This is a genomic window from Pseudomonas sp. FSL L8-0168, from assembly GCF_037976155.1.
Classification (GTDB): domain Bacteria; phylum Pseudomonadota; class Gammaproteobacteria; order Pseudomonadales; family Pseudomonadaceae; genus Aquipseudomonas; species Aquipseudomonas paracarnis.
This window is the reverse complement of sequence record NZ_CP150262.1, coordinates 2,355,391-2,382,258: the sequence shown is the minus strand read 5'-3', so window position 1 is coordinate 2,382,258 and position 26,868 is coordinate 2,355,391. Positions and strand designations below refer to the sequence as shown.

The 26,868-nt window shown below is 60.9% G+C and carries 16 protein-coding genes; 6 read left to right on the top strand and 10 right to left on the bottom strand.

Translation table 11 applies throughout. The features are described 5' to 3' along the window. Positions 1-89: 89 nt before the first annotated feature. Positions 90-4,682 carry a hypothetical protein gene (locus MHH62_RS10405; RefSeq protein ID WP_339232910.1) on the top strand — a complete coding sequence of 1,531 codons (4,593 nt, stop codon included), beginning with the start codon at positions 90-92 and terminating at the stop codon, positions 4,680-4,682. A 345-nt stretch (positions 4,683-5,027) separates the two neighbouring features. Continuing rightward, complete coding sequence (locus MHH62_RS10400) at positions 5,028-6,446, top strand: amino acid permease (protein WP_020301190.1); 1,419 nt, start codon at positions 5,028-5,030, stop codon at positions 6,444-6,446. A 41-nt stretch (positions 6,447-6,487) separates the two neighbouring features. On the opposite strand, the gene MHH62_RS10395 is transcribed toward MHH62_RS10400, so the two are convergent. The 5 genes from MHH62_RS10395 to MHH62_RS10375 form a co-directional block, all read right to left on the bottom strand. Further along, a complete protein-coding gene (locus MHH62_RS10395; RefSeq protein ID WP_339232909.1) occupies positions 6,488-12,982 on the bottom strand; it encodes an NEL-type E3 ubiquitin ligase domain-containing protein in 6,495 nt (2,164 codons plus the stop codon). A gap of 65 nt (positions 12,983-13,047) precedes the next feature. After that, a complete protein-coding gene (locus MHH62_RS10390) occupies positions 13,048-14,178 on the bottom strand; it encodes an OpgC domain-containing protein (protein ID WP_020301188.1) in 1,131 nt (376 codons plus the stop codon). A 125-nt stretch (positions 14,179-14,303) separates the two neighbouring features. Next, positions 14,304-14,600 (bottom strand): cupin domain-containing protein, encoded by a 297-nt coding sequence (locus MHH62_RS10385; RefSeq protein ID WP_014717105.1) that lies wholly within the window; start codon positions 14,598-14,600, stop codon positions 14,304-14,306. Between the two features lie 60 nt (positions 14,601-14,660). Further along, on the bottom strand, positions 14,661-14,945 hold the full coding sequence (locus tag MHH62_RS10380; RefSeq protein WP_014717106.1) for a putative quinol monooxygenase: 285 nt from the start codon (positions 14,943-14,945) through the stop codon (positions 14,661-14,663). A gap of 12 nt (positions 14,946-14,957) precedes the next feature. Then, complete coding sequence (locus tag MHH62_RS10375) at positions 14,958-16,577, bottom strand: FMN-binding glutamate synthase family protein (RefSeq protein ID WP_020301187.1); 1,620 nt, start codon at positions 16,575-16,577, stop codon at positions 14,958-14,960. A gap of 302 nt (positions 16,578-16,879) precedes the next feature. Here MHH62_RS10375 and MHH62_RS10370 point away from each other — a divergent pair, with 302 nt between their 5' ends. Next, positions 16,880-17,152 carry a type B 50S ribosomal protein L31 gene (locus tag MHH62_RS10370; RefSeq protein WP_014717108.1) on the top strand — a complete coding sequence of 91 codons (273 nt, stop codon included), beginning with the start codon at positions 16,880-16,882 and terminating at the stop codon, positions 17,150-17,152. A gap of 20 nt (positions 17,153-17,172) precedes the next feature. Here MHH62_RS10370 and MHH62_RS10365 read toward each other — a convergent pair whose 3' ends face one another. The 4 genes from MHH62_RS10365 to MHH62_RS10350 are packed head-to-tail and all read right to left on the bottom strand — an operon-like array spanning position 17,173 to position 23,237. Beyond that, the gene (locus MHH62_RS10365) at positions 17,173-18,552 is read right to left on the bottom strand and encodes an ATP-binding protein (RefSeq protein ID WP_339232907.1); all 1,380 of its coding nucleotides are present in this window, start codon (positions 18,550-18,552) and stop codon (positions 17,173-17,175) included. Next, the gene (locus MHH62_RS10360) at positions 18,549-20,366 is read right to left on the bottom strand and encodes a DAHL domain-containing protein (protein ID WP_032903297.1); all 1,818 of its coding nucleotides are present in this window, start codon (positions 20,364-20,366) and stop codon (positions 18,549-18,551) included. Before MHH62_RS10360 ends, MHH62_RS10365 begins: the two co-directional genes overlap by 4 nt. Continuing rightward, complete coding sequence (locus MHH62_RS10355; RefSeq protein WP_339232906.1) at positions 20,363-21,328, bottom strand: cytochrome c peroxidase; 966 nt, start codon at positions 21,326-21,328, stop codon at positions 20,363-20,365. Before MHH62_RS10355 ends, MHH62_RS10360 begins: the two co-directional genes overlap by 4 nt. A gap of 34 nt (positions 21,329-21,362) precedes the next feature. Beyond that, positions 21,363-23,237, bottom strand: a complete 1,875-nt coding sequence (locus MHH62_RS10350) for an EAL domain-containing protein (protein ID WP_339232904.1) — start codon at positions 23,235-23,237, stop codon at positions 21,363-21,365. Between the two features lie 199 nt (positions 23,238-23,436). Between MHH62_RS10350 and MHH62_RS10345 the strand changes: the two genes are divergently transcribed. From MHH62_RS10345 to MHH62_RS10335, 3 genes are read left to right on the top strand one after another with little or no spacing between them, the layout of a single operon-like run. Then, complete coding sequence (locus MHH62_RS10345; RefSeq protein ID WP_014717113.1) at positions 23,437-24,750, top strand: HD domain-containing phosphohydrolase; 1,314 nt, start codon at positions 23,437-23,439, stop codon at positions 24,748-24,750. Beyond that, entirely contained in the window at positions 24,747-25,160 is a 414-nt protein-coding gene (locus MHH62_RS10340; RefSeq protein ID WP_103451499.1) for an NUDIX domain-containing protein, read from the top strand. The genes MHH62_RS10345 and MHH62_RS10340 overlap by 4 nt, the downstream gene beginning before the upstream one ends. Beyond that, on the top strand, positions 25,157-25,663 hold the full coding sequence (locus MHH62_RS10335; protein ID WP_014717115.1) for a GNAT family N-acetyltransferase: 507 nt from the start codon (positions 25,157-25,159) through the stop codon (positions 25,661-25,663). The genes MHH62_RS10340 and MHH62_RS10335 overlap by 4 nt, the downstream gene beginning before the upstream one ends. A 244-nt stretch (positions 25,664-25,907) precedes the next feature. Here MHH62_RS10335 and metR read toward each other — a convergent pair whose 3' ends face one another. Continuing rightward, positions 25,908-26,825, bottom strand: a complete 918-nt coding sequence (metR, locus tag MHH62_RS10330; protein ID WP_014717116.1) for a transcriptional regulator MetR — start codon at positions 26,823-26,825, stop codon at positions 25,908-25,910. Positions 26,826-26,868: the final 43 nt, after the last annotated feature.

Here is a 26,868-nt window from a genome sequence, read left to right as displayed (position 1 = left end):
GAGTCGTCAGACGGGAGAGTAGATAACTACCGCGTCGCCAGGATGGCAGCGGGTAGCGTTCGTGATTTAAACCATCATAGAGCTCTGCCATGACCCTTTCCGACACCGCTTCAGGCTCGCCGCGCCAAGCCACCATTGAGCAAATCCAAACCTTGTTCGGCGAGCCGCCGAGCCTGCTCACAGTCGCGAACGACAGTGTCCAGGCTTATCTGGACGAGCATTTGGGCGCGGGAAAATGGCAGGTTGGCTTGATTTACATCGCCACCCCGACCGATGACGACGACGCGCTGGCCTACCGGTCTTTGCCCGAGTGGGGGCTGCAACGCTTGGCCAGCAGCAAGCCCTTGCTGTTGGTGGCGGACTATCACGTCGTGGTGCAGCGCGTGCGGGAAGTGTTTGTGGTCGGTGGCCCGACCCTCAGCGAGCTGGAGCCGCTGCTCAATCGCTGCGGCGCGGGGTTGTTGGGGGCGTATGCACAGCGCTTGCAAGCCTGGTGGCGTGAGGCGTTGCCGGTGGAGATGACGCGTTGGGGCTATCTGTCGGATGATCTGCTGACGTTGCTGTACGATGCCGGCAAACCACCTGGTTTCAATGACGAGGGGTTTGCCCGGCTGTTCCCCAAGACCCTGCTGCACCCGACGCGGCCCGACCGCGAGTGGAGCGCTCACGGTGAGGCGTTGCGTGTACAGGCGGTGTTCCTGGCCGGCGCGACGCCGCTGATGTTGCCGTTGCTGATCCTCAGCCACGGGCAACAGACGTTGCTGTTCAGCCCGGCCAGCGGTTTTCATCCATTGGGCAGCATTGACGATGTGGCGGCGCTGTTACCGGCCTATGTGCCCGAAGACGCCGACACTGAGCAGTGGTTTGCCCAGGACGTGGAAAGCGATCCCTTCGATGCGTTGGCCGCCAGTTACCTGGCGTTGCAGCTGCGGGAAATCGATCGCATCGACCGCAGCCTGCCCCTCGCGCCGGGCCAGCACCAAGCGCTGCTTGCGTACATCACCAACCCCCACCGCTGGTTTGTTGCGCATCTGAGTGCAGGCCAGCGCAAGCTGCGTGAGGCGCTTCCGTTGTGGCTGGTCCATGCCAACCGTGACGACAGCATCACCTACGCACGTCTGGTCCAGGCGCTGGTGCTGGCCCGTGAGCACAGTGGCGGGCAACATTTTCTCGACGGGATTGATTCAATTCAGGTGTTTGCCGACCGGGCCTTGCGCACTTGCCTGCAAGCCGAACCCGCCACCAAAACAGTACGGCCCGCCGACGTTCAGTTGACCTTCAACCGCGTGATCGCTGCGGCGATTCCAGTCCCAGGGGGCTTTGTCGCCGGTGAAGTCGACCCGGTCACGGTGAGCCTGACCGAGCTGGCCCTGGAAAACCTGGCCGGCTTCCCGCACACCGTCACCGAGATCACCCTCAAGGGTGCCCAAGCCCCCGAGTGGTTGACCTATGGCCTGCTTCAAGGTTGTGTGGAAAAAGCCGATGTGGGCCAGGCCTACCCGGATCTATTGAAGAAAAAACTGCTGGATGACCCGTTGGAACGCAGTCGTCGCTCAGGGTTGTTCACCCGCCAGTTACGGGTGCAACTGCCGATGCTGGCGCTGGAGCTGAAACTCAAAGGTGAGCACGGCCTGACTCAGGAAGGTGTCGACCGCGTACAGGCCGCGTTGCAAGCCAGCCTTGCCGAGCGCAAGGTGCAAGGCCAGGCGATGACGTTGTGGCCGCTGGCATTCAAGGCTTCGCCTGAGGCTGCGCAGGATGTGGTCACTAATCACTTCATCATTGGGCCGGCTACCGGGAACGCTGGCGTTCATCTGCTGTACCGGCCCTTGCTCAAGCCGATGTTGCAAGGGTTCGAGTCGATCAAGGCTTTGTTTGACGCCATCAAGGCTAACGGCCCGCTGCAGGATGACGTGCTGACGTGGCTCGCCCCGGCACGCCAGGCGGTGTATGCCAACGGCGGCTTCCTTGAACCGCATATCCGCCGCTTTTTACCCGGTGATGAATTTACGCTGTACGAGAAACCTGCCCCGGTCCAGCTCAGCAAACAATTGAACGACGAGGACGCTTGCAGCCTGGTCTTTGAGGGCACGGCCCAGGCCCTGGTGGCTCTGGCTGATCGGCAATCGGTATCGAATGCCGAGCAGCGCTGGGCCAGGCTTAAAGAGGTGGGGTGGCTGCTGTTTGGCAGCGTGCTGCCGTTTGCCAGCGGGCCCTTGCAACTGGGGGGGTGGCTGGTGCAACTGATCGACAGCCTGCAGCAAGACATTCAGGACTTGGCCAGCCAGGATGAACAGGTCAGGAACAAAGCGGTCATGGACGTGTTAAGCAATCTGATGGTTGTCCTTGCCCATCAAGCCACGCCCCATGATCCTTTACCGCCATTGCAGCTGGAGCATCCGGTGTTCGCCCCCCTGGCCCGAGCCACTGCCACCACCAGGGTGCCCACACGTGGCGCACCGCCCGTGACGTTCAGCTCGCCGACCCGTTGGAGTAACGCCCGCGATACCCTGACCGCCGCGCAACATGCACGGGCCCGTACCTTGAGCCTGGGCGCGTTCTCAGGCGGCTGGGACCACGCCGAGTCAAGCGGCCCGCGCCGTGGCTTGTTGCGTGACACCGCTTATTCGCCGCCGCAATGGCGAGCCTTGGTGCGTGGGCATCTTTATCGGGTGGTGGACGAGTCGGGCGCGTGGCGGGTGATCAGCGCCGATGGTGCCCAGAAAGGGCCGTGGCTCAAGCCGTTGGGGGACGGGCATTGGGATTTCGATGGGCGCTTGCGCTTGGTCGGCGGCAATGCCGATGCGGCGATGGAGGCTCAGTTGCAGGCGCTGGAGCTTTCACTGCCACGCCTTGAAGAACAGTATCGTGAGGCTGGACGTTCGCGTGCCAAAGCGGCTGCCGCCATGCAGGTGGCGCGCAAGCTGGTGGTTGAGTCCAAAGATAAAATCGATGCCCAACAGCTTGCCAGGCTTGAGCAGCGTTACCAGCAGGAACTGCGCAACAAGGTCGAGTTTTCCGAGAAGGAACTGCAACTGCTCATGCGTCTGCGGGCAATCAAGCCCCGTCCCCGTTACGAGGAAAATCTGTGTGAAATACTCGAGTCGCTGATTCTCACCTTGCGATTGATGGACGCTGACACCCGTGAGCGCATGATCCAGATCAATCGGCGGATCAAACCTTTGTTGGATCTGCTGCAAGACGAAACCGATGACGAAGCCGGCTCCGACCTTAACCGTCAGGCCCATGCCAACCTGAAAAAAAACATGCGCGAACAGGTGGCGGCCGAGGACGCAGCTATCAGCAATCGCAAGTTGGAAAGCGCCTATATGGAGCAGTTGAACAGCGTACCGCGCCTGGGCCGTGACAAAGCCCGGGCGCTGGACGCACAGCTGCCTTCGCGCCCCTCCATTCTGGATTTGCAGGCGTTGCAGGTCACCACGCTGTGGGGCATCACCATCGACATTGAAGGGCCGCCCCTGGAAGTAGAGTTTTTCGACAGCTTGAACCGGGTGATCAATCGGGCCCGTTGGGCCAGCCGCTCCCTGGCCGAATTGGAGAACCTGACCACCACTGTTGAGGAGCGTATCGAACTGCTTAAAAGCCTCAGTCATGTCTACGCGGTGACCGACGACCATATTCAGTTCTGGCGAGCCATGGCACCGGACACCTTTGACTTGCCCAACCTGGAAAAGCTGCAGGCGCTGTTGGCCGACCTGCACCAGCAAGCCGATGGGCAACTGGCTGATCTGCTGGCACCGTTGCCCGGCGGCAGACAACCCAGACAACCCAGGCCGCCCAGCGCAGCAGGGACGCGGGTCAAAAAGATCATCCGCACCCGTAACCGGGATGTTTATGTAGCACGCATCAAGACGCCAGCGGGCACGGCAGAGCTGGTGGATGACAAAGGCAGTGTGCTTGCCACCTTCACCGAGGCTGAAGACGGCATATGGGAGCCGGTTGAGCCTGCGCCCCGGCGCACGGCCAACCCACAATTGGGCGCGCTGCTGAACAAGGGCCAGCGATTGTTGGAAGATGTCGATATCGCCATCCTCAAGGTGCAGGCCTTGGCCAGCCAATGCGAGCCTTCATCTCTGCAAGCCTTACTGGCGGCTCAGGCCAACAGCCGGCGGATGGTCGCTGCGGATATCGACAAGAAACTGCTGACCTTGAACCCGTCACGGCTGAAGCCTACCCAGCAAAACACGGCGAGAGTGCGTGCCACCCAGTTGCGTGCCGCCGCGCTGCGGTTGGACGCAGCGGGTGTGGAGGCGCGGGTGCGCGCGAGCAAGCTGAAGTTGAGTCGCGCCGAAGACGTAGACTTTCTGCACGGGCTCAATGAAGTTCGCATCGTTCGCCAAGACGCGCGCGTGCCCATCAAGGACAAAGCCCGGGATTTTATCCAAGTGTATGTCGTGCTGGATACGGACACTGGGCTGCCCCTGTGTTACGCGCATTTTCACTATGAAAACCGCCAGGGGCCGGACGACCACTACACCGCTGCCCACCTCAAGAGCCCTGAACAGGAACGCCTCGGGCGCCAGGCCCAGGCCCAGGCCGAAGCCCAGGCGTTCGCGCGGATTCGCACCGGCCAGACCGGCCGTGTACAGCAGACCCTGGAGATCGAACGGGCGAGCATTTCCAGGCTGTTGGCGCGGCGTTTGTTCTTCAGTGTTGACTGACTGCCAAGGTGGGCTCGCTCGCGCCTGCGGCGGATGAGCGAGCCCAACCGGTAACAGGTTATGCAATACTCTGCGCCGTTTTACCCTGGGAAGGCCGGTCTAGAGGCCTGGTACTTCCCCCGCCCAAGGACTTTTTTACGGGGCATATCGCCAAATTTGTGTGTTTATAGAGTGAAATATCCTACCGCTTGCTTTTTATACTGACGCCCCGCTGACCTGGCCGCCTACGCCCGCCAGGCGGATTTGCCCACGAGGCAGACCCGGTCAAGCCGGTGTATCGGCCTACACGCTGCTGCACCACAGGCTCGGTGGCTTAATCCAATAACAAAATGAGGTTGTATCCCTATGCCTGTCGGCAAACCACTGCCCCCTGGCGAGACCGCTCAAGGCGGACCGCTCAAACGCGAACTCGGTGAACGGCATATTCGCCTGATGGCGCTTGGCGCCTGCATCGGTGTGGGCCTGTTCCTGGGTTCGGCCAAGGCGATTGAAATGGCCGGCCCGGCGATCATGCTCTCGTACATCATCGGTGGCCTGGCCATTCTGGTGATCATGCGCGCCCTCGGTGAAATGGCGGTACACAACCCCGTGGCCGGTTCGTTCAGCCGCTATGCCCAGGATTACCTCGGGCCGTTGGCGGGTTTTCTCACCGGCTGGAACTACTGGTTCCTGTGGCTGGTGACCTGCGTCGCGGAAATCACCGCCGTAGCGGTGTACATGGGCGTCTGGTTCCCCGACACGCCGCGTTGGATCTGGGCCCTGGCGGCACTGATCAGCATGGGCACCATCAACCTGATCGCGGTAAAGGCTTTCGGTGAGTTCGAATTCTGGTTTGCACTGATCAAGATCGTCACCATCATTGCCATGGTAATCGGCGGCGTCGGCATCATTGCCTTCGGCTTCGGCAATGACGGCGTTGCACTGGGCATTTCCAACCTGTGGGCCCATGGCGGCTTCATGCCCAATGGCGTGCAGGGCGTGCTGATGTCATTGCAGATGGTGATGTTCGCCTACCTGGGCGTCGAGATGATCGGCCTCACCGCCGGTGAGGCGCGCAACCCGCAGAAGACCATCCCCAGCGCCATTGGCTCGGTGTTCTGGCGCATCCTGTTGTTCTACGTCGGCGCGTTGTTCGTGATCCTGTCGATCTACCCGTGGAATGAAATCGGCACCCAGGGCAGTCCGTTCGTGATGACCTTCGAGCGCCTTGGCATCAAGACTGCTGCCGGCATCATCAACTTCGTGGTGATCACCGCCGCGCTGTCCTCCTGCAACGGCGGTATCTTCAGCACCGGGCGCATGCTCTATAGCCTGGCGCAGAACGGCCAGGCGCCAGCTACCTTTGGGCAGACCTCCAGCAATGGCGTGCCGCGCAAGGCGCTGCTGTTGTCAATCTTTGCCTTGCTGCTCGGCGTATTGCTCAACTATCTGGTACCGGACCAGGTGTTCGTCTGGGTGACCTCCATCGCCACCTTCGGCGCGATCTGGACCTGGCTGATGATCCTGCTGGCGCAGCTCAAGTTCCGCAAAGGTTTGAGCCCTGCCGAGCAGGCAGGCCTGAAGTACCGCATGTGGCTGTACCCGGTCAGCTCCTACCTGGCGCTGGCGTTCCTGGTACTGGTGGTGGGCCTGATGGCGTACTTCCCGGACACCCGCGTGGCCTTGTATGTGGGGCCTGCGTTCCTGGTATTGCTGACTGTGCTTTACCATGTGTTCAAATTGCAGCCAACGGCTACCCCTAGCACTGCAACGCGCTCGGTTTAACCTGTTGCAACGGCCTGCCGCAGCAGGCGGGCCGTTTTCTTTCAGGGCCGGGTGATTGACGCCCGTATGGCTTGCGTCAGTTGTCGCAGCAGCGAGGCCAACTCCTCCTTTTCATCGTCGATGATTGCCTGGCGCCGGTCCAGGTAGGCGTCCGAGCGTCTGTCCAATTCCTCCCGATTAAGCCTTTCGATTTTGTGGCGCGTGGTGTCCCGAATGGCCGTGAATGGCTCTGGCAGGTGGCGCGTCATGAACTCGATCCAGAAGGGTTCGGTCATCAGCGCTTCGTACGCGGCGTCGGTGTTCTTGAGCGCTTGCAGCCGCTGGCGAGCGCGGGTGACGTCTGCGGCGCTGACCCAGCTGTCGACCGAGTACAGCATTTCCTCGCGACCTACCGGCAGGCTGAACTCCTGAGCCAGCGCTATGCGCAAGTAAAGCTTGATTTCAACGTCGTCCGGGTTTTTGTCAGCGGCACGCAGCGCCAGAATATGTTCCTCGGCGAATTGGTCCAGTTCACGCAGGAAGAATACGCTGATGCTCAGTTCCATCAGTTCGCGGCTGGCTTGCAGAGTGGCGGGTTGCACCTTGGCCTGGTGACGCCGGTGCGCGATTTCCATATCAATGAAGGTCAACAGCGCACCGTCGCCGCAGGTGCCTGCCAGGTAGGTGTTGAGGAAGATTTCATTGCGCAATTCAGTGGCGTTGCCCATGGCCTCCATCAGTTTCCAGACGCGTTTGGTCAGTGCTGGGCGCAAATGCGTATTGCGATAGGCATAAGCGCTGGTCAAATCCCGGAACACCCGAAAGGCGTCATCGGGCCTGGGCTCTTCGATCTGCAGCAGTTGGTCCCAGAGGGTGCGGCGTTGTGCGTGTTCAGCCTGCGGTATGCCGCTCAACCAATCGGAACAATCTGCCGGGAGCAGTTGATGGACAATTCCGGGTAGTGGCCCACCGGCGGTGTTCCCGGTGCGCAGGCGGTATTCACCTATCAATGCCAGGGACTCGGCATTCAGCGGGTTGTCATGCAAATTGATATTGCGGCTGGAGCGGACCCTTCGATCGGATTGGAACAGCGTCGGCGGCAACGTCGTCAGTTGATTCTCCTGGAGCAGCAGTTGGGTCAGCAGAGGCCTGCTTTCAGCCCCGGCGGGCCATTGATCGAGCTGGGTGTTACGCAGGTTGAGGATTCGTAAACGCTCCATGGCGCTGACGTCCGGAGCCAGGCGCAACGGGTTGTCGTTCAGGTTCAACTCCTGCAACGCCGTCATTTGCCCCAAGCGTTGGCGAGCCTCCTCGGTCAGGGTGATGTTGTTGCCACCCAGGTTCAGAATTTGCAGATGGCGCATCTGGGTGATTTCGACGGGCAACTCGTTGAGCAGGCAATCGATATTCAGCGTACGCAGATTGGAAAAGCGACTCAGAAAGGCGTTGCCGGTGGGCGGGAAAGCATTGCCCGAGATGTTCAGGTATTCAATGTGTTCAAAGCCCCGTGTTCCCAGGATGAAGTCGGCGTCGGGCAGGTTGTTGTCATCCAGACGCAGGATCATACAGTGGGTATCGAACTGGCCGTGGATATGGCCGCGCCAGGTTTCCCGGCGCCAGGCCCGACGAATGTGCTGGGCCAGGTGGCGCCGCCGGCCCATGTTCAGCCCCAAGGGGTCGGTGGCAGAGTCGTCAATGGGCTGCGGGGTTTCTGCCCACCGGGTCAAACCGTAATCCAGGCTGGCGTATTCGACTCTGCGCCGTTCCAGTTCCAGCAGCAGGGCGGGTTGTGACAGGCCCAGTGAGTCGATCAGATCACCGGCGTGCATCGCATTGAGGCTGGGGTAGAGCGCCTGGACTTTGCTGATCAGGTCTGGCGACCGAAGGGGGCGGGCGGGCCACAGGTTTTGCAGCGAAAGCGGGTACACCACGAACGAGCTGTTTACCTGCATGGGCGGCTGCAGCCATGGCGGAATATGGGGCAGGTCGAGCAACCGTTTGATCGACACCCGCTGGTTGAGCGCCAGGTCGACGATACGCGCCTGCAGCGCCGTTAGGTCCAGCCGGTCAGCCACGCCCAAGGCCTCGCATTCGCGTGTCGACAGCAGCAGGATAATCGCGCTCAACAAGTCACAGGTACTGTCTGCCGGATCGTTGAGTGAACGGCCTTGTGCGTCGAGCGCACGGTAACGCCCACCCTCCCGGATAAGTGAGCGGCGATCGGTGCCGTTCAGATTACCGCCGCTCTCGAGCAGGCGCCCAGGGTCGCGTTCAGAGTGAACATCCAGGCGCAATTGTGCAGGCCAGCCCGGAAGGGTTTTGAGCAAGTGCAAGATGATGGAGTCGCTGTCGGGGTTCATCAGGGTGGTCAGGTACAGGCCTTCATACGCACGGTTGAGGCGCAGGTCGTTGGCGGTCAGCCGGGCTTGTTCGGCCAGGCGCAGGCCGACCTGATCCTTGTCCTGGAGCTGGCGCTGTTCTTTGAGCGTGGCCTGGCCGAGGATGGCCCTGACGGCACTGACGGGCAGATGGGGATGTTGAGCTTTCAGGCGCGTCTCCAGAAGTGTGCCGGGCTGTTCGCTTTGCGTGTAAAACTGCTCGAACAACTGGGCCCGTTCCTGGTAAGCGTACTCGGCGATTTTCTTTGCCAACTTGAACTGGCGTTCTTGCACGGTGCCTGGCAGTTCCCCCAGCAGTGCCTGGACCAGGGTGTCATTGAGTGCCGCATCGTGCAGCGGCGTCGGCCCTCGGGCGTCGGCTTCTGAAATCAAGATCTTCTCTACGGGGTTTTTGACCCTGGCCGGATATTGCGCCAGTACTTGGCGTTGTCTGCCCACCACTTGCAACACATGGGTCTCAGGCCAGCCCGGCAGCAGGCTCAGCAACATCAATTGCAGGGTCGGGCGGGCGTTGTGGCGGGCTGACGCCGTGCGCATGGCCTCGATGAAGTGCAGGATTTGCCGCTCGATAGCCACCCGCTTACGGGTATCGGCAAGCAGCGGCGGTGGCGGCAGGCCGGCGCTGTGCACTTCACGCAGGGCCCGAGCCGGGGTATCGGTGATGGCGAGGATGCGTGCCGAGGTTGGCCGGTCGATGTGGAGCTCTTGCGGGCCCAGGCGATAGAGCAATGCATGGTCATCCCAGCTAAGCGGGTCTTCGCTGGCCAAGCGCCAGGCGCCGTGGCCATTGTGTTCGAGCCGTGGTGTATCGACGCCGACTTTCTGCGGATGCTTGAGCCGCCACTTGAGCACTTGTTGATCGAATGTGATCGGATACAACGAGCCGTAGAGGGCAATCAACTGCTGGTCTCGCCATTGATAGATGCCCTCGGCATTGGCCTGCACGTGCGCCGGCAGCAGCACATTCTGTTCGTACTGCCCCAGAGAACCGTTGAGCAGGCTGACACCTTCGGGGCCGCGCCGTTCGCTCATCAGGTCGCCCAGGGTTTTGCGCAGGCCCTTGGCATCGGTGTCGGCGGTCATGCCCAATTGGGTGCGTTCGTGAGGTTGCAGCACCGAGGCAATGGCCAGGTAAAAACTGTCGGTGGTGGGCGATACAGGAATGGTGCCGCCGTTGCGCATGTCATACGCTTCGTAGCGGCCTTCGCCGTAATGGCGCAGTTCAACCGTGGTGTCATCGGGCCCCGTCGAGACATAGGGCCGGGTGATAACGCCATCGACGACCTCGGTCACCACGAAAGCGCGGTTGAGCCGCGTGCGTAGCAGGCTGGATGCAAACTCCCGGGCCCACTGGTCGTTGTCTGGATTGAACGGGCGCGAATGGTACAGGCCGTCGATGGCGGCATCGAGACGCAACGCGATGCGGTGTTGTTCCAGCCCTTGATGGACTGTGGGTGGCAGGGTGGCGTCCTGTAAAAAGCGTGCTTGCTGCTCTGAGGTCAGTGGGTGTTGCTCAAGCAGTTGTGCCAGGTTGGCTGGCGTGAGCGGGGGATAGCGTTCGTGCAGTTTTCGCAGCAATGGCGTGATCGCTACCAGCGGTTGAGCCACCCTGGTGGGTACAAGCGAACGGGCCGGATGGTCCGCAGGCATTTCGTGGCGGGCGTAACCGGCGAAACGAGTCATGGCGTTGAACAGGTCGGCACGTCGGGCCTGGGCCAGGGCGCTGATTTGCAGGCGCAAGCGGGCGATACGCTGGGTATTGTTGAGCAGCGGGCTACCGGCCTTGCCCAATACGGAACCGGCGGGTTGCTGACGCAGGATCAGCTCAAACAGTGCCTGCCTCGTCGTTTCGCTGTCAGCAGGATCATCAAGCCCCGCGTAGCGGCCATCGTCGCGCCGCTTGATATTAATGGCCGTGGTCGTCTGCTCACTGGCGCTGTAGGTTTCGCTCAGATTGCCTTGGCCGTCATACACATTGATTGCCGCGCCCGCCGGCCACTCCGGTAATTGAGTCAGCAGGCACAGCACGGCACCGTCGGCGTGGGGCGGCATGTGGCCGCGTCGATGAAAGGTGTGGATGAGTTGTTCGATCACACGGTCGGCCTGCAGTCGACGCACCCCTTCGGTAAGGTTGACCGGCGTCGGCTGGCCTGCCCAGATAGCATCCAGGGTACTGCGGCTGGTGGCCGTGCTGCGCAGCAGGTTTTCCATGGACTCAATGGGCACGGCGGCAGCGCCATTGGGCAGCATGCGTTCGGCCAATTGCACGTTGGACAGGGTGTGTGCGTTTTGCAGGTCCAGCGTCCAGGCGTCCAGGTGCGGGGCGAACACAATCGGTGGGGCAAAGCCGCCCTGGTGGTCGTTCTTGAGCACAAAGCGCATCAGGCGGTTGTCGTAGCCCACCTCCACCACGTGTTTTTGCTCGGCCGCTTGAAGCCACACGTACTGTTTGCCCCTGAGCGAATAGATCCCCTGGGCATTGGCTATCTGGCCGTTGAGCAGGTGCTGGTCGAGGATCGCGTAGGGGCTGATGTCGAGTTTCCACAGCGCAGGGCTGCCATCGTTGCGCGTGACTTTGCGCGGGTTGCCCAGTTGCTGGAGCAACTGGTTCATGCGGCGACGATGTACTCGGCCGGCGGTAGAGATCAGCAGGCCGCTGATTGCCAGGTCGGCGACGTCACCTATCGCGGCGGCAAAGGTACTGGCCTCGCCCTTGAGCGCTTCGTTGACGCCCTGCGTGACGCTGTGGGCCAGGCTGCCGAATACCGCCACTTGCATGACCCGGTTCAAGCCGGTGACGCCGCCCGGTACAGGCGTCAGCAACAATTCCAGGACTTCGGCGGCAATCGCGGCGGCGCCATCGATGACGGCTTGCACGTCGCGGTCCGTACGGGTATTGGCCAATGTGGCCAGGTTGGACTGCAATTGTTGCACCATCGAGGCGGTCAAGGTGTCGACCATTGAAACGGGACGCGGGCTCTTGGGCACGGGTGTGAAGCGCAGGTCAGCCAGCGTGTGCTCGGGGAACAGGTAGTGCAGGCTGTCGTACAGAAAAGCGGCAGCGGCAGACAAACCCTCGGGGCGCTCTTGCGCGTACAACAGGCGTTTGAACTCGTTGAGTTCGGTGATCGGCAACTGGCGAGAAAACCAGCCCAGGTCGTGTTTGCGATGGCTTTCTTTGAGTTGCGCCAGAAATTGGGCATGGGCGCTGCGTGCATCGGGATGGAAACGCAGCGCGCCACCGGGGCGGAAAGGGAAGTAGGAGACTACTCCAAGGCTGGCGACCGGAATCAGCAGCAGCGGCAATGGAACAGCGCTGGCGGGCGGCGTGAGGGTGACCTGCGGAAACACACCTGACGGTTTGCTCAGCGCCAATTGCTCAATGTGCTGGACCGTTTCATCCTTGTCGATGGCCTCGATCAACGTGTTGTAAAGCCCAAGGGTCAGGCCAGAGCTGCGGCGATTGCGATAGGCTTCTAGGGCCTCGAAGCGCAGGCAGGCGCGTGCACTGGTGCGCAACAGGGCATGCAGGTTGCCGTCCGGGCGCAACTGCGCATTGAGGGTTGCTTGCAGCGCGCCGCCCAGGTCCAGCTCGCGGGTGATCGCGATAAACGACTCCACCGTCAGCGACTTGTCGTGGCTGCCGGACAGGTAGGAAGCGTCGACGAATGTGTGGCCGGAAGCCTGGCGCGTCTGGGTGGCGAAACTGAAGTTCAGGCATGCGGCTTCCCACAATGACATCGTCGACAGGTGCGGCCGGTATTTCCATTCGTCATACGCCCTGCGAAAGCGCTTGGGGTTCAGGCCGTTGACCGTGCTGGCACGGGGCTCCCACGGGAGGGGCGGCGAGACCGGTTCCAGATAGCGTGTGTGCAGGTAGATTTTTTCTGGATCCTGGCCGCCGACCTTCGCCCTCAGGCGTGCCAGGCCCTGCGCCTTGAAGGTGCTGATCAGGGTGTTGTTGGCGGCTTCCACCGCCATGAGTGCGCGATGTGCCTCGCGCTGCAGCTTCACATACTCACGTTGTTGGGTGGGCGTGAGGCTGGCCAGGGTCTGGGCGACGGTGTCGCGGATCATTGCCAGGGCTTGTTGCCGGTTCCAGGACTCGCTGTCTTGCAAGGTCCCGGATAAACCGTTGAGCAGTAACTGGGTGGGCATGGCGCCATTTCCTTTCACGGTGAGGTGGAAGGGCAATGGAACCATCCCGCTGATGGGCGCCGTGGCTAACTATGTAGCGATGCGGCGCGGGCGGCGGCGCGTTGGTTCAGTTGCTTGTTGACGTCCAGCCACCCCGCGAGTGCCGCCATCAGCGCCGCCCCTGCCAGGGCCGTGGTCAGCTTGATCGCCAGGGAGTCGCCGGCCATGGCATTGAGCATATCGGCCAACGGTGCCAACACCACTCCCAGGCAAAACACTTCCAGTGAATAACGCCCCATCCGCGCCAGTTGTCGGGCCAGCCACTGTTGCGTCCAGCCGACATCGGGAAGGAGTTTGGCGGTGACGTAGGCCAAGGCCAGGAAGTGCAGCAGGCGCACGGGGGACAGGTCAGTCTTACTGATCGGGTACAGCCATTCGCCAATCGCCCTCGGCATCCAGGCGTCGTGCACCTCGGGCCAGCGCCACGACAAGGTGATCACGCAGGTCACCAACACGTAGACCGCAGCGGCAACGAATAGCGGTTGGCGCAGCAGCGGGCGTGCATCGACCGGGCCTGGCGAACGCAAGGCCGACGCACCGCCGAGGATAAACAGGCATTGCCAGGTGACAGGGTTGAAGTACCACACGCCGCCGTTGCTGGCCGGCAGGTTCCAGCCTTGCCAAGGCGCCAGGAGATACACCGCTAACGATATCGCCACCATCAGCGTGGGCGCTCGCACCAGCAGCGGCAGGGTAATGGGCAGGCTCATCATCAGCACGATATACAGCGGCAATGGGTCGGTCAGGTTGGGTTTGAAGCGCAGCAACAGCTCATCGAGCAGGGCCTGCTGGGTGTGAGTGAGGAAATACTCGAGGCCCATCTCCTGCACCAGATCGCGGGTTTCGATATGGCTGTTGGCAAAAATCACGATGCCCATCAACAACGCCAACAGGAAAATATGCACCACATAAAGCGTCCATACCCGGCGCAGGATCTTCACGCAGGCAAACACGTAGCCGTCGCGCAGCAGGATCTTGCCGTAGGCCAGCACCGCCGCGTAGCCGGCCAGGAACACGAAGATTTCGGCGGCGTCACTGAAGCCGAAATTCTGCACGGTGACATTGGCCAGGGGGTTGTGAGGCACGTGATCCCAGAAAATGAAGATCAACGCCAGGCCCCGAAAAAAATCGATGCGCGGGTCGCGTCCGTTCAGCATGGCAGCGGGCTCTTGAACAAGTAGTTGATTGACGATAGGTGAGCGTGGGCGTCGCCGCACGTAGGGCGGGCGCAGGTTGGCGGTATTTGTAAGCAATTGCAAAGGCTGGGTATTACTGAATGTCTCTAGAGATCAATGATCACCAGGGTGCCCTGGCTGCCTATGAGCACACCGTGGGCAGTGCCGGCTTCCACCAGGTACATCTGGCCGGCGTCCACCCTGATGGCTTGATCACCGATGCGCAGGTGCAAGTACCCGCTGATCACCAACAACCCTTCGTTGTAGTCGTGGGTCTCTTCCTCGTACGCCTGTTCATCCATGCGCAGTACTTTGATCCGCGCCGGGCCAACCTGGCCCAGACGTGTGGATGTCCAACTGTCGGGCAGTTGCGCGGCGATAGCGACGAAGTCCAATAACGGCATGTGAATCTCCTTGTTTCAACGATGCCGTCGGTGGTCCGGTTCAGCAGGCGGCGGGTCTTGTCAGAAAGCGTCCATCAACAAGACCCGGCATGGCTTGGCTTGATGCTCATTGATCTGGGGCACCAACCGGGTGAAGTGCTCGGTCTGGCAGTGCGCATCCAGCGCCGCTTGATCCGGCCATTGCTCGATAAAAATGAAGTGCCCGGGGTCTTTTTGATCGACAAACAAGTCGTAGGCAATGCACAGCGGTTCCTGGCGGGTTTTTTCCACCAGTTCGGCGTACCAGGGGCGCACGGTTTCCACATGTTCGGGCTTGATAAAGTCTTCGGCGATGACTTTCAACATGCTAGGTGTCCTTTAGGCTGCAGCAATTTCATGCGGCTCAAAACTGTCCGCCCGCGCCATCTGCCACATCCGCGAATAAAACTCGCCGTTCACTTCCCCGGTGAGCAATTCCCCAGGCTTCAGGAATACATGCAACTGCGAAAACAGTTTGATCTCGGTCGCCGACATGCGTCGCACCAAGTGCTTGGCCGACAACTGCGACGGGTGATCGAGCCCGGCGGCGGCGAGCATTTCGGCCAAAGCGTGCAGCGTGTTGCGGTGGAAGTTGAATACCCGCTGGGCCTTGTCCGGCACCACCAAGGCACGTTGACGCAGTGGGTCTTGCGTCGCCACGCCGGTCGGGCATTTGTTGGTGTGGCATGACTGCGACTGAATGCAGCCAATGGCGAACATGAAACCACGCGCCGAGTTGGCCCAGTCGGCGCCGATGGCCAGGACGCTGGCGATGTCGAACGCACTGACAATCTTGCCGCTGGCACCCAGCTTGATCTTGTCGCGCAGGTTCAGGCCCACCAGGGTGTTGTGCACGAACAGCAAGCCTTCACGCAGTGGCACGCCAATATGGTCGGTGAACTCCACGGGGGCGGCGCCGGTGCCCCCTTCCTTGCCGTCCACCACGATAAAATCCGGAAGGATGCCGGTTTCGAGCATGGCCTTGGCGATGCCCATGAATTCCCACGGGTGGCCCAGGCAGAACTTGAAGCCCACCGGTTTGCCGCCGGACAGTTCGCGCAATTGGGCGATGAATTGCATCAGCTCGATGGGCGTGGAGAACGCACTGTGGCGTGACGGTGATATGCAGTCTTCGCCCATCATGATGCCGCGCGTATCGGCGATTTCCTGGGTGACCTTGTGCTTGGGCAGGATCCCGCCATGGCCGGGCTTGGCGCCTTGGCTCATCTTGATTTCGATCATGCGCACTTGCGGGTTCTGGGCCTGTACGGCGAAGCGTTCGGGGTCGAAACGGCCGTCGCTGGTGCGGCAACCGAAGTAACCGCTGCCCAGTTCCCAGGTAAGGTCGCCGCCGTTTTCTCGGTGATAGGGGCTGATGCTGCCTTCGCCGGTGTCATGGGCAAAGTTGCCGAGCTTGGCGCCGTGGTTGAGTGCCCGGATCGCGTTGGCGCTCAATGAGCCGAAACTCATGGCCGAGATATTGAACACCGACGCCGAGTATGGCTGTGCACACTGCGGGCCGCCGACCATCACGCGAAAGCTGCTGGGGTCGCTCAGTGGCGCAGGGCGCATGGAGTGGCCGATAAATTCAAAGCCTGACTGGTACACGTCAATCAGGGTGCCGAAGGGTTTGTCCGCCGTTTCGTTCTTGGCGCGCGAATACACCAGCGAGCGCTGGGCGCGGGAGAAGGGCAGGGCGTCGCTGTCGGACTCCAGCAGGTACTGGCGGATTTCCGGGCGGATGGTTTCTACCAGGTAACGGATATTGCCCAGGATCGGATAGTTGCGGCGCACCGCATGGGGGCTTTGCAGCAGGTCGACAATGCCGATCAGGCTGAGTACGCCGGTGACCAGCGTGATCGGCCACAGCCATTCATGTTCGATAAAAGGGAGGCTGGCGAGGGTGAAAATGACGCACACGGCAAAGAAGGCGTAGCGGCTTAACAAGGACAGGCTCATACGGTTTCCTTGGGTTCGGACTCTTCAGGTCGATCCGCCATTCTGCGCCTGTCAGGAAACCATAGACAACCTGTGGGAATATTCAGTTTGGCAACGCGGGTGGGACAGACTGGCCTGGGATAGACACCTGTCGGCGCTTGATTCGGTTCTACCCTTGTCAGCATTGATAGTTTCGGGCGGCTCTCAGCATCGGCTTACTAGACGCAACAAGCCTAACCTTATTGCAAAAGGTTCTCGTTTGGGTGCTTGATGTTGTGTTACTGTATAACAAATCAACCGCACCCAGACGCCCCGGAGGCCTCATGAAAGCTGGTATCCACCCCGACTACCGCACCGTGCTGTTCCACGACACTGCCGCCGACGTGTTCTTCCTCATCGGTTCCACCGCCGACAGTGATCGCACCCATAAGCACAGCGACGGCAACACCTATCCCTACATCCCGCTGGACGTCTCCAGCGCCTCGCACCCGGTCTACACCGGTCAGCAGCGCAAGACCCAGGCCGAAGGCCGGATTGCCGGGTTCAACAAGCGTTTTGCATCGTTTGGGTCGAGCCCGAAAAAAGCTGACGCATGAGCATGATTCGGCGGCGTGCCCTACGCCGCCGTCTGCCGAATCGGCAGTACTACCCGAAACTTCGTACCCTTGCCTACCTCACTGCTGACGCTGATATCGCCACGGTGTTTCTTGACGATCCCGTAGGACAACGACAACCCCAACCCCGTCCCTTCGCCCACCGGCTTGGTGGTGAAGAACGGGTCGAAAATCTTCTGCACGGTCTCGGGGGCAATCCCACAGCCGTTGTCTGCGACTTCCAGCCACACGTTTTCGCCTTCCACTCCGTTGCTGATGGTAATGGTGCCGCGCTCAGGGCCCATGGCTTGTGCGGCGTTGATCACCAGGTTCATCACCACCTGGTTGAGTTGGGAGGCCAGGCATTCGATTTCCGGCAGCGGCGTGTAGTGCTTGACCACATCGGCCTTGTACTTGAGTTCGCTGGCGACGATGTTCAGCGTCGAATCGATGCCTTGCTGCAGGTTGGCGAATTGCCAGGTCTGGTCGTTATCCACCCGTGAGAAGTTCTTCAGGTCCTTGACGATTTGCACCACACGGCCGATGCCGTCCTTGGATTCGCGGATCAGGATCGGAATGTCGTCCTTGAGAAAATCCAGGTCCAGCTCGTTGCGCAATGCCGTGAGCGGTTCGCGATGTTCTGGCGCCCCGATGTGCGCTTCGCTGCGCTGGTAGGCATCGAGCATCTGTTGCAGCTGCTTGAAGTAGCTGTCGAGGGTGCTGAGGTTGGAGGAAATAAAGCCCACCGGGTTGTTGATCTCATGGGCGACACCGGCCGCGAGTTGCCCCAGTGAGGCGAGTTTTTCCGACTGCACCAGTTGGCTTTCCAGGAGCTTGCGCTCTTCAATTTCCAGTTGCAGCGCTTGGGTGCGTTCTTCCACCAACCGCTCCAGCTGCGAGGTTTGCAGGGACGCGCGGCGCGCCATGTCCCATTTGTTGGCCAGGGTGTTGGCCATTTGCTGGACTTCAATGTTGTCGAACGGCTTTTTCAGGATCAGCAGGCGGTCGTGGGCGTGCAGGCGAAACAACAGGTCATCCCAGGAATAGTCCGAGTAGGCGGTGCACACCACCACTTGCAGGTCGGGGGCGACTTTCCACAGTTCTTCAATGGTCTTGGCGCCGTCCCAGCCCTGGGGCATGCGCATGTCAACGAAGGCCAAGGCATAGGGGCGCTGTTGCGCCATGGCGCTGGTCAGCAAGCCCAGGCCTTCTTCGCCGCCATAAGCGCCGTGCAGTTCGAATGCCTGGGCTTGAGGTTTGGCCGCGTCGCCAAACAGTGCCGACTCCATCTCATCCAGCGCTTCGGTTGAGGCTTCGTCGGGCATCAGGATCTTGCGAAAATCCTCATGGATGGACGGTGTGTCATCGATCAGCAGGATGCGCCGGTTGGGAGGTTGGTTCATGAGCTGCTTCCGGCAAGGGTCAGGGGGATGGTCAAGGTGAAGACGGCGCCAAGGCCCGGCCCGTCGCTGTGGGCGCTGAGCTGGCCGTTCATTTCCACTGCGGCCAGGGCGCAGCTGTGCAGGCCGAAGCCGTGGCCTTCCTTGCGGGTGGTAAAACCGTGGGTGAAGATGCGTGCCATGTTCTCGGGCGGTATGCCTTCGCCATCGTCCTTCACACTGATCTTCAGGGTCTCATCGCCTACCGATTCCACCGCCAGGGTGATTTGCCGTGGCCGCTCAGACAGTTTGTCCATGGCGTATTTGGCATTGCTGATCAGGTTGACCATGATCAGCAGTAACCGGTGCTTGTCCGCCAATATCTCCGGCACCGGGGCGTACGCCTTCACAACAGTGACATGGTGACGGCTCAGCGCGCCGGCGTTCATGCGCAGGGCGTCATCCATCAAGGCGCTGATATTGACCGGCTCCAGCAAGGTAGACGCACCCGCATAGGATTGCTGGGTCGAGACGATGTCCTTGATGTGGTCCACGCTTTTGCTCAACTGCGCCAGCTCATCGCTCATGCCTTGCTGTTCGATGGCAATCGCTTCGACCAACTGGTTCAGATAGCCCGGCAGCAACTTGCCCTTTTCATCCTCGGTAAGGAAGGTACCCAGGTCGCCTTGGTGAGCGTTGATCAGTTGCATGGCCTTGCCCAGGCCGAGGGCCTTGCTGCTGCGCAACTTGCGGCTGACCAGGTCGGCGGAGATGTTCACACTGTTGAGCACGTTACCGACGTTGTGCAGCACGTTGGTGGCGATCTCCGCCATGCCGGCCTGGCGGGCGCTGTCCATCAGCTCGCTCTGGGCATCCTTGAGCTGTTGCGTGCGCCGCTCCACCCGTTGCTCCAGGGTTTCGTTGGCGGCCTGCAACGCGCGGTTGACGCGGTTGATCTCGGCGAAGCTGCGCAGCAGGCGCACCGCCAGATAAAGCAGTAACACCACCAGCAAGGTCGAGAAGATCAGCAGGTAGCGATGGTACTGATGATCGATGAGGTCAGTGGCCTGCTGGTCCTGATTGAGGTGAGTGGTCAGGTCATCGAGGTGTTCGGCCACCGGTACGGCGGCAATCCGCTCGAGCAGGCTGTTGACCAGTGGCTGTTCGCGCAGGATCAGCGAAATATGATTGCTGAGAATCTCCACCGGTGCCTGGAACTCGCTGGGCAGGCTCTGTTGGTTGATGGCCAGCTTGCCCAGGCCCACCAGGATATCGGCGGCACGTTCGTCGCTGGTGACTTGGGCGAACTCCAGGCTGCTGAGCAGCAGGTCGTAAGTGTCGGTGGCCACGCTTTGCAGTTGCAGGCGGCCTTCGTCGGTCATGCTGTTGAATTGGGCCTGGATGTCGTCTTCGGCCGTCGGCAAAAAAGCCAATGAGTTACGCAGCACTGCGTTGTGGGATTTGAACTGGTCGACGAGCCGGGCTTTTTCCTCGATGGCCGTCAGGTACGCCGCATGGCTGGCTTGCCAACCGGGCAGGTCGGCAGCGCTGTGGTAGGTGTCGCGGCTCTCCAGTTCAGCGCCGATGCGGGTCATTTCGGTCAGCGGTGTGACCAGTGGGTCGTAGTTGTGGGTGATCGCGATGCGGGCCTTGAGTACTTCGCTGTCCCACTGGGCATTGAGCTGCTGGAGTTGGCGGATCAAGTCGCGCGACTGGGTATAAGTGGCTGTCTGGTCGCGTGAAGACTTGAAGTACAAAAACACCAGGGTGGAGGCCAGGAGCAGGGTGATGAGGCCTAGCAGGATCTGACTGGTGCGTCGGCGTGACAAGGGTCTCATAACGGTTTGCCCGCCCATTCACCGGTCAGGGTCTTGAGAAACTGGATAATCAGGTCCTTGTCTTCCTGGGACGGGTTGCGCCCCAACTGGTACTTGAACATTACGTCAACCGCCTCTTCAAGGGTCTTGGCCGAGGCGTCGTGGAAGTACGGCGCCGTGACGGCCACATTGCGCAGGCTGGGCACCTTGAACACATGGCGGTCCTCTTCATCCTGGGTCAGCAGGTAGCGCCCCAGGTCTGATTCCAGCGGGTTGCCGCGGGCCTTGAAGTAGTCGCCCATCACGCCGAACTTCTGGAACATATTGCCGCCAATGTTCACGCCCTGGTGACAGGCGATGCAGCCGTAATCCTTGAAGCGTTGGTAGCCGTATTTTTCCTGGCGGGTCAGGATATCGGTGTTGCCCAGCACGTATTGGTCAAACCGCGAGTTGGGTGTCAGCAGCGTGCGCTCGTAGGTGGCCAGGGCATTTTGCACATTGGAAGCGGTGACGCCATCGGGATAGGCCTGTTCGAACGCGTTCTGGTAGGCGGGCAGGGCAGACAGGTTGCGCACCACGGTATTCCAGTCGCTGCCCATTTCCACCGGGCTGATCACCACCTGCTCGACCTGGGCCTGCAACGTGTCCACCCGACCGTTCCAGAACTGCTTGAAGTTCAGGCTGGCGTTGAACACGGACGGGGTGTTGATCTGCACCGGTTTGCCGTCAAAGCCAATGGAGAATGGCTTGTTGTCGGCGCCGCCGCTGGTCAGTTGGTGACAGCTCGCGCAGGACAAGGTGTTGTTGACCGACAAACGCGGCTCGTTGAACAGTTGGCGACCCAATTCAACCTTGGCAGGGTCCAGTACTGGAACCGCCGGCAAGGGCTTGAGTGCTTCGTCCAGCGGCGCGGCTGACAGCGATGCGGTGCCCAGGCATAACGCGAACATCAGGCCGGAACGGTGGTTTACGACATTGCTCAAGCGAGCACTCCTTGCAGGCCCAGGGCTATTGATTTTATTGATCCGGCATCAGTGTCGCGCTATCCGTTTGCAGCAACTGCACGAAATCTTTCGAAGGCAGCGCCTTGCTGAACAGAAAACCCTGGCCCTCCTCACACTGCTGGGCTTTGAGGAAATTCAGTTGGTCGACGGTTTCCACGCCTTCGGCAATGATGTTCAGTTCCAGGCTCTTGCCCATGCCGATGATAGCGCTGATCAGTTGTTCGTCCTGGCTATTGATGCGCAGGCCGCGCACGAAGGATTGATCGATCTTCAGCACGTCGATGGGAAAGCGCCGCAGGTAGCTGAGGCTGGAGTAGCCAGTGCCGAAATCGTCCAGGGCCAGGCGGATGCCCATGGCCTTGATCTTTTGCAGGGTTTCCACGGTTTCGTCGACGTTCTGCATCAGCACGCTTTCGGTGATTTCCAGTTCCAGTTGGGTGGGCGGCAGGCCGGTGTCCTTGAGGATGGCGGCCAGGTTGTCGACGAAGTCCCGTTGGCGAAAGTCGATCGCCGAGATGTTCACCGACATGCGCAGGGGCGCCAGGCCCATCTCGCGCCAGGCTTGGGCCTGTGTACAGGCTTGGCGCAGTACCCACTGAGTCAGGCGTACGATCAGGCCGCTGTCTTCGGCGACCGGAATGAACTCCGCCGGGCTGACCCAACCCGACTGCGGTCGAAACCAGCGTGTCAGCGCTTCCGCACCGACGATGCGCCCGGTCTCCAGCGCCAGCTTGGGCTGGTAATGCAGCACAAACTCATCGCGGTCCAGCGCCTGGCGGATCGCGCTTTCCAGGTTTTGCTGGTGCTGGGCGCGCAGGTTCATGTCTTCGGTGTAAAAGCTGAGATCCCCCGGGCCGCGTTCTTTGCTGGTGCGCATCGCGGTTTCAGCGTGCTTGAGCAAACCCACGGCATTGTCGCTGTCATCGGGGTAAATACTGATGCCCAGGCTGGCGCTCACACTCAGGTCATGCCCCGCGACATGGCGAGTCGCGCTGACAGCATTGAGTACCTTTTGCGCAATGTGCTGGGTTTGCTGGGGGTGCTGGATATCGTTAAGCAGCACCACGAACTCATCGGAGCCATAACGAAACACCGAATCCGACGCCCGCACCGCCGCCACCAGGCTCAGGCTCACCTGCGCCAGCACCTCGTCGCCGGCCGGATAGCCCAGGGCGTTGTTGATGCGCTTGAAGCGGTCGAGCCCCAGAAACATCACCGCCAGTTGCGTGTCGTGCCTGCGGGCCAAGGCGATCGCCTGGGTCAGGCGGTCGCCCAGCAACGTGCTGTTGGGCAACTCCGTCAGGGCGTCGTATTGCAATAAGTGCGAGACCTTGAGCAGCTCCTGCACGCGTTCCTCGATGGTGCGCTCCAGGCTGATCACCTTGAGGGCCGCGTCCTGGGCCAGTTGCCATTTCCAGGTCAGGGCGCTGGCCATCTGGCGGATTTCCAGGTGGTCGAAGGGCTTTTTCAGGATCAGCAGTTGGTCGTTGTACTTCAGGCGCGCTTCGATGGCCTCGAAGGAATAGTCGGAATAGGCCGTGCAGAGCGCGATTTGCAGGTTGGGGTCCACCTCCCACAACTGTTCGATGGTGTGCAGGCCGTCCCAGCCAGGGGGCATGCGCATGTCGATAAACACCATGGCGTAGGGCGAGTGGGCGTCCAGGGCTTTCTTGACCAGCGCCAAGGCTTCCTGGCCCTGATAGGCCGAGTCCAGGTCAAACGCCTGGCGCACCGGCACCGTGGTGCCGAACAGGGCGGACTCCAGAGTGTCGAGGGAGGGCTCGCCGTACTCGTCGGCACAAAGGATCTTGCGGAAATCCTGGTGGATCGAAGCCGTGTCATCCACGATCAGGATGCGCCGGTTGGCCCGGCCCGATTCCGCCCTCATGGCGTACTCAGCACGTGCAAAAGGCTTGATGGCATGACAATTCCTTCCCTGGTTCTACAACTGAACGGGGCGCGAGCATGCAGTGCAGCATAGTTGAGTTCCCTTGATATCGACGGCCAGTTGGCGTCAAATCAATCGCGCTTTGTATTGCGCGGATTCAATTTAGCCTAACTTCGTTTAATTTGAAGGCAGAGTCGCCATGGATGAACAACTCGCTACGAAGTCCGTTGTTTTGCTGGTCGACGATGAAGAGTCGATCCTTAACAGCCTGCGCCGCCTGCTGCGCGGCCAGCCCTATGACGTGGTATTGGCCACCAGCGGCGCCCAGGCGCTGGAGATCATGGCGACCCGGCCTATCGATCTGGTGATGAGCGATGCGCGCATGCCCGGCATGGACGGCGCCACGCTGCTGGCCGAGGTCCACCGCCTGTATCCCGCCACCAGCCGCATCCTGCTCACCGGCTACGCCGACCTGACCACCATCATCAAGGCGATCAACGACGGGCAGATCCACCGCTACATCAGCAAACCCTGGAACGACGAGGAGTTGCAACTGGTGTTGCAGCAAACCCTCGAGCACCAACGGCTTGAACGCCTGGCCCGAGACCAGACCGAACAGCTCAAGCTGCTCAACGCCACCCTGGAAAAACGTGTGGCGGCGCGTACCGCCGAGTTGCAACAAACCGCCGACATGCTCGACCTGGCCTACGACGAGCTCAAGCGCAGCTACGTGACCGGCACCGAAGTCTTCTCGCTGCTGGCCAACCTGCGCTTGCCCAAGGACAAACAGACCAACCGTGCGTTGATCGAGTTGATCCGCGTGTATTGCGCCGCCCAGTCCATGGACGAATCCAGCACCCGTGACCTGACCATGGCCGCCGCGTTGTACAACATCGGCAAGTTGAGCTGGACCGACAGCATGATGGTTGCACCGTCGGACAAACTGCATAGCACCGACCGCGGTTTGTACCGTGAGTATCCGGGGCAGAGCGAGTCGTTGCTGATGACCCTGGAGCCGATGAAGGACGCGGCGCGGATCATTCGTCATCACCAGGAACGTTGGGACGGCACGGGGTTTCCCGACCACCTCAAGGGCGATACCATCCCGCCCGGTTCACGGCTGCTGAAGCTGGCGGTGGACTTTATCGAATTGCAGAAAGGCCTGATCCTGGAGCGACACCTCAACAGCGACGAAGCGCTGTTGTATATCCGCAAGTACGCCGGGCGCCTGTATGACCCGGCGTTGGTGGAAGATTTTGTGCAAGCCTGCGCCACCTTCCTCAGCGACGTGACCCTGGGCGACCCTACGGTCAAAGTCCTCACCACCCGTGAGCTTGAGGCCGGTATGGTGTTGGCCCGTAACCTCAACGCCGATAACGGCATGCTGCTGCTCAATGCCGGCAAAGTGCTGAACTTGCCGCTGGTGGACAAATTGATCGCGTTCGAAGCGATGGAAGGCGCCAAGTACAGCGTATTTATCAAACAGCCCGAAGAGACCTCGATTCTTTCATGAATGATTCTACCATCCGCATCGCCGCCGCCATCCTCATTGATCAAGCCGGCCAGACCCTGCTGGTGCGCAAGCGCGGCACCCAGGCGTTCATGCAACCTGGCGGCAAGATCGACACGGGCGAACAACCCGTCCAGGCGCTGGCCCGTGAGCTGTATGAAGAGTTGAACCTGCACATCAAGGTAGAGGACGCCACGTACCTGGGCCAATTCTCGGCGCCTGCCGCCAACGAACCGGGCTTCACCGTGCAGGCCGAGCTGTTCCAGGTGCAGATCGACGTTGCGGTGATGCCAGCGGCGGAAATTGAAGAAATCCGCTGGATCGACCCCTCGGGCGATGGCGGCCTGCAATTGGCGCCGTTGACCCGCGATACGATCCTGCCGCTCTACCGCGCGTCGCTGATCGACGCATGATCATTCGCGCGCTGGAGGCTAAAGACGCGCCTGCTTACCGGGCGTTGATGCTACAGGCGTATGGCGCTTATCCCCAGGCGTTCACCTCCAGCGTGGCCGAGCGTGCTCTGATGCCCCTGAACTGGTGGGAAAAACGCCTCGACAGCCCGCTGGACCGTCTGTTTGGCGCCTTCGACGGCGATCAGTTGGCGGGTATTGTCGGCCTTGCGTTCGAGCCACGGGAAAAGGCCCGGCACAAAGTGACCTTGTTCGGCATGTACGTGACCGAGGCTTATCAACAGCAGGGGCTGGGGCGGCAACTGGTGCAAGCGGCACTGGAAGAGGCCCGCCGCCACCCGCGCCTGAAGCTGATCCAACTGACGGTCACCGCCGGCAATGACGCCGCCTTTGCGCTCTACCAGCGCTGCGGTTTCATTCAGTACGGCCTGGAGCCACTGGCGGTGCGGGTAGGCGTCGAATACTTCGACAAGATCCACATGTGGCGTGAATTGCACGTTGACTGAAATTTACTGTGGGAGCTGGCTTGCCTGCATCGCTGGCAAGCCCTGATCCCGGTCAGTTAAGCGAACGCGATACTCAAAGCAACGAAGATCAAAATGTGGGAGCGGGCTTGCTCGCGAAAGCGCGATACCAGTCACTGGATACGTTGACTGACCCACCGCATTCGCGAGCAAGCCCGCTCCCACAGGGGGGGCTGCGTTTAACTGACCGGCATTACTCACACAAGGCCACACACTTGAAGCCCGTTCAACGCGCCGCGCTGACGCCATCCAAGGTGGAAAATGAGGTGTCCTTGGCCGTCAGCAAAAAGTCGCGCATGTAAGGCGCATCGAGCATGTCGGCACGAATGCCCGCATACAAGGTGGCGAACAAACCCTTCTCACCCAAACGCTTGGCCTTCACATACCCGCGCGAGCTGTATTCATGCAGCGCCCAGTGGGGCATGCCGCACACCCCACGGCCGCTGGCCACCAGTTGCATCATCATCACCGTCAGCTCCGAAGTCCGTACCTGGGCCGGTTCAACGTCGGCCGGTTCCAGGAAGCGGGTGAAGATGTCCAGGCGGTCACGTTCCACCGGGTAGGTGATCAGGGTTTCTGTCAGCAGGTCTTCCGGCACGATGTAGGACTTGTTCGCCAACGCGTGCTGGTTGGCCACCGCCAGCATGGCTTCGTAAGTGAACAGCGGCACGTAGGTGATGCCCGGCAGTTCCAGCGGGTCGGAGGTCACCACCAGGTCCAGGTCGCCACGGGCCAGGGCCGGCAGCGGCGCGAAGGCAAAGCCCGAGGCCAGGTCCAGCTCGACTTCCGGCCAGGCATCGCGGAACTGGTCGATGGTCGGCATCAGCCACTGGAAACAACTGTGGCATTCGATCGCCATGTGCAAACGCCCGGCGGTGCCCCCGGCCAGCCGCGCAATATCGCGCTCGGCGCCGCGCAGCAAGGGCAGGGTGGCGTCGGCCAATTGCAGCAGGCGCAGGCCGGCACTGGTGAAGCGCACAGGCTTGGTCTTGCGCGCGAACAACTGCATGCCCAGGCGCTCTTCCAGCTCCTTGAACTGATGGGACAGGGCGGACTGGGTCAGGTGCAGGCGTTCGGCGGCCTCGACCAGGCTGTCAGCTTCGCGCAAGGCGTGAAGCGTCTTGAGGTGGCGAATTTCGAGCATGGCGGCCTTCATGAGTGCAATTTGCGTTCAATGATAATGCATT

Bases quoted from the DNA above. Each gene is read 5' to 3' on its own strand.
- metR (WP_014717116.1), bottom strand. From the start codon at position 26,825: ATGCTCGAAATTCGCCACCTCAAGACGCTTCACGCCTTGCGCGAAGCT.
- MHH62_RS10345 (WP_014717113.1), top strand. From the start codon at position 23,437: ATGGATGAACAACTCGCTACGAAGTCCGTTGTTTTGCTGGTCGACGAT.
- MHH62_RS10340 (WP_103451499.1), top strand. From the start codon at position 24,747: ATGAATGATTCTACCATCCGCATCGCCGCCGCCATCCTCATTGATCAA.
- MHH62_RS10390 (WP_020301188.1), bottom strand. From the start codon at position 14,178: ATGCTGAACGGACGCGACCCGCGCATCGATTTTTTTCGGGGCCTGGCG.
- MHH62_RS10365 (WP_339232907.1), bottom strand. From the start codon at position 18,552: ATGAACCAACCTCCCAACCGGCGCATCCTGCTGATCGATGACACACCG.
- MHH62_RS10335 (WP_014717115.1), top strand. From the start codon at position 25,157: ATGATCATTCGCGCGCTGGAGGCTAAAGACGCGCCTGCTTACCGGGCG.
- MHH62_RS10395 (WP_339232909.1), bottom strand. From the start codon at position 12,982: ATGCCCACCCAGTTACTGCTCAACGGTTTATCCGGGACCTTGCAAGAC.
- MHH62_RS10360 (WP_032903297.1), bottom strand. From the start codon at position 20,366: ATGAGACCCTTGTCACGCCGACGCACCAGTCAGATCCTGCTAGGCCTC.
- MHH62_RS10400 (WP_020301190.1), top strand. From the start codon at position 5,028: ATGCCTGTCGGCAAACCACTGCCCCCTGGCGAGACCGCTCAAGGCGGA.
- MHH62_RS10385 (WP_014717105.1), bottom strand. From the start codon at position 14,600: ATGCCGTTATTGGACTTCGTCGCTATCGCCGCGCAACTGCCCGACAGT.
- MHH62_RS10405 (WP_339232910.1), top strand. From the start codon at position 90: ATGACCCTTTCCGACACCGCTTCAGGCTCGCCGCGCCAAGCCACCATT.
- MHH62_RS10370 (WP_014717108.1), top strand. From the start codon at position 16,880: ATGAAAGCTGGTATCCACCCCGACTACCGCACCGTGCTGTTCCACGAC.
- MHH62_RS10375 (WP_020301187.1), bottom strand. From the start codon at position 16,577: ATGAGCCTGTCCTTGTTAAGCCGCTACGCCTTCTTTGCCGTGTGCGTC.
- MHH62_RS10350 (WP_339232904.1), bottom strand. From the start codon at position 23,237: ATGAGGGCGGAATCGGGCCGGGCCAACCGGCGCATCCTGATCGTGGAT.
- MHH62_RS10380 (WP_014717106.1), bottom strand. From the start codon at position 14,945: ATGTTGAAAGTCATCGCCGAAGACTTTATCAAGCCCGAACATGTGGAA.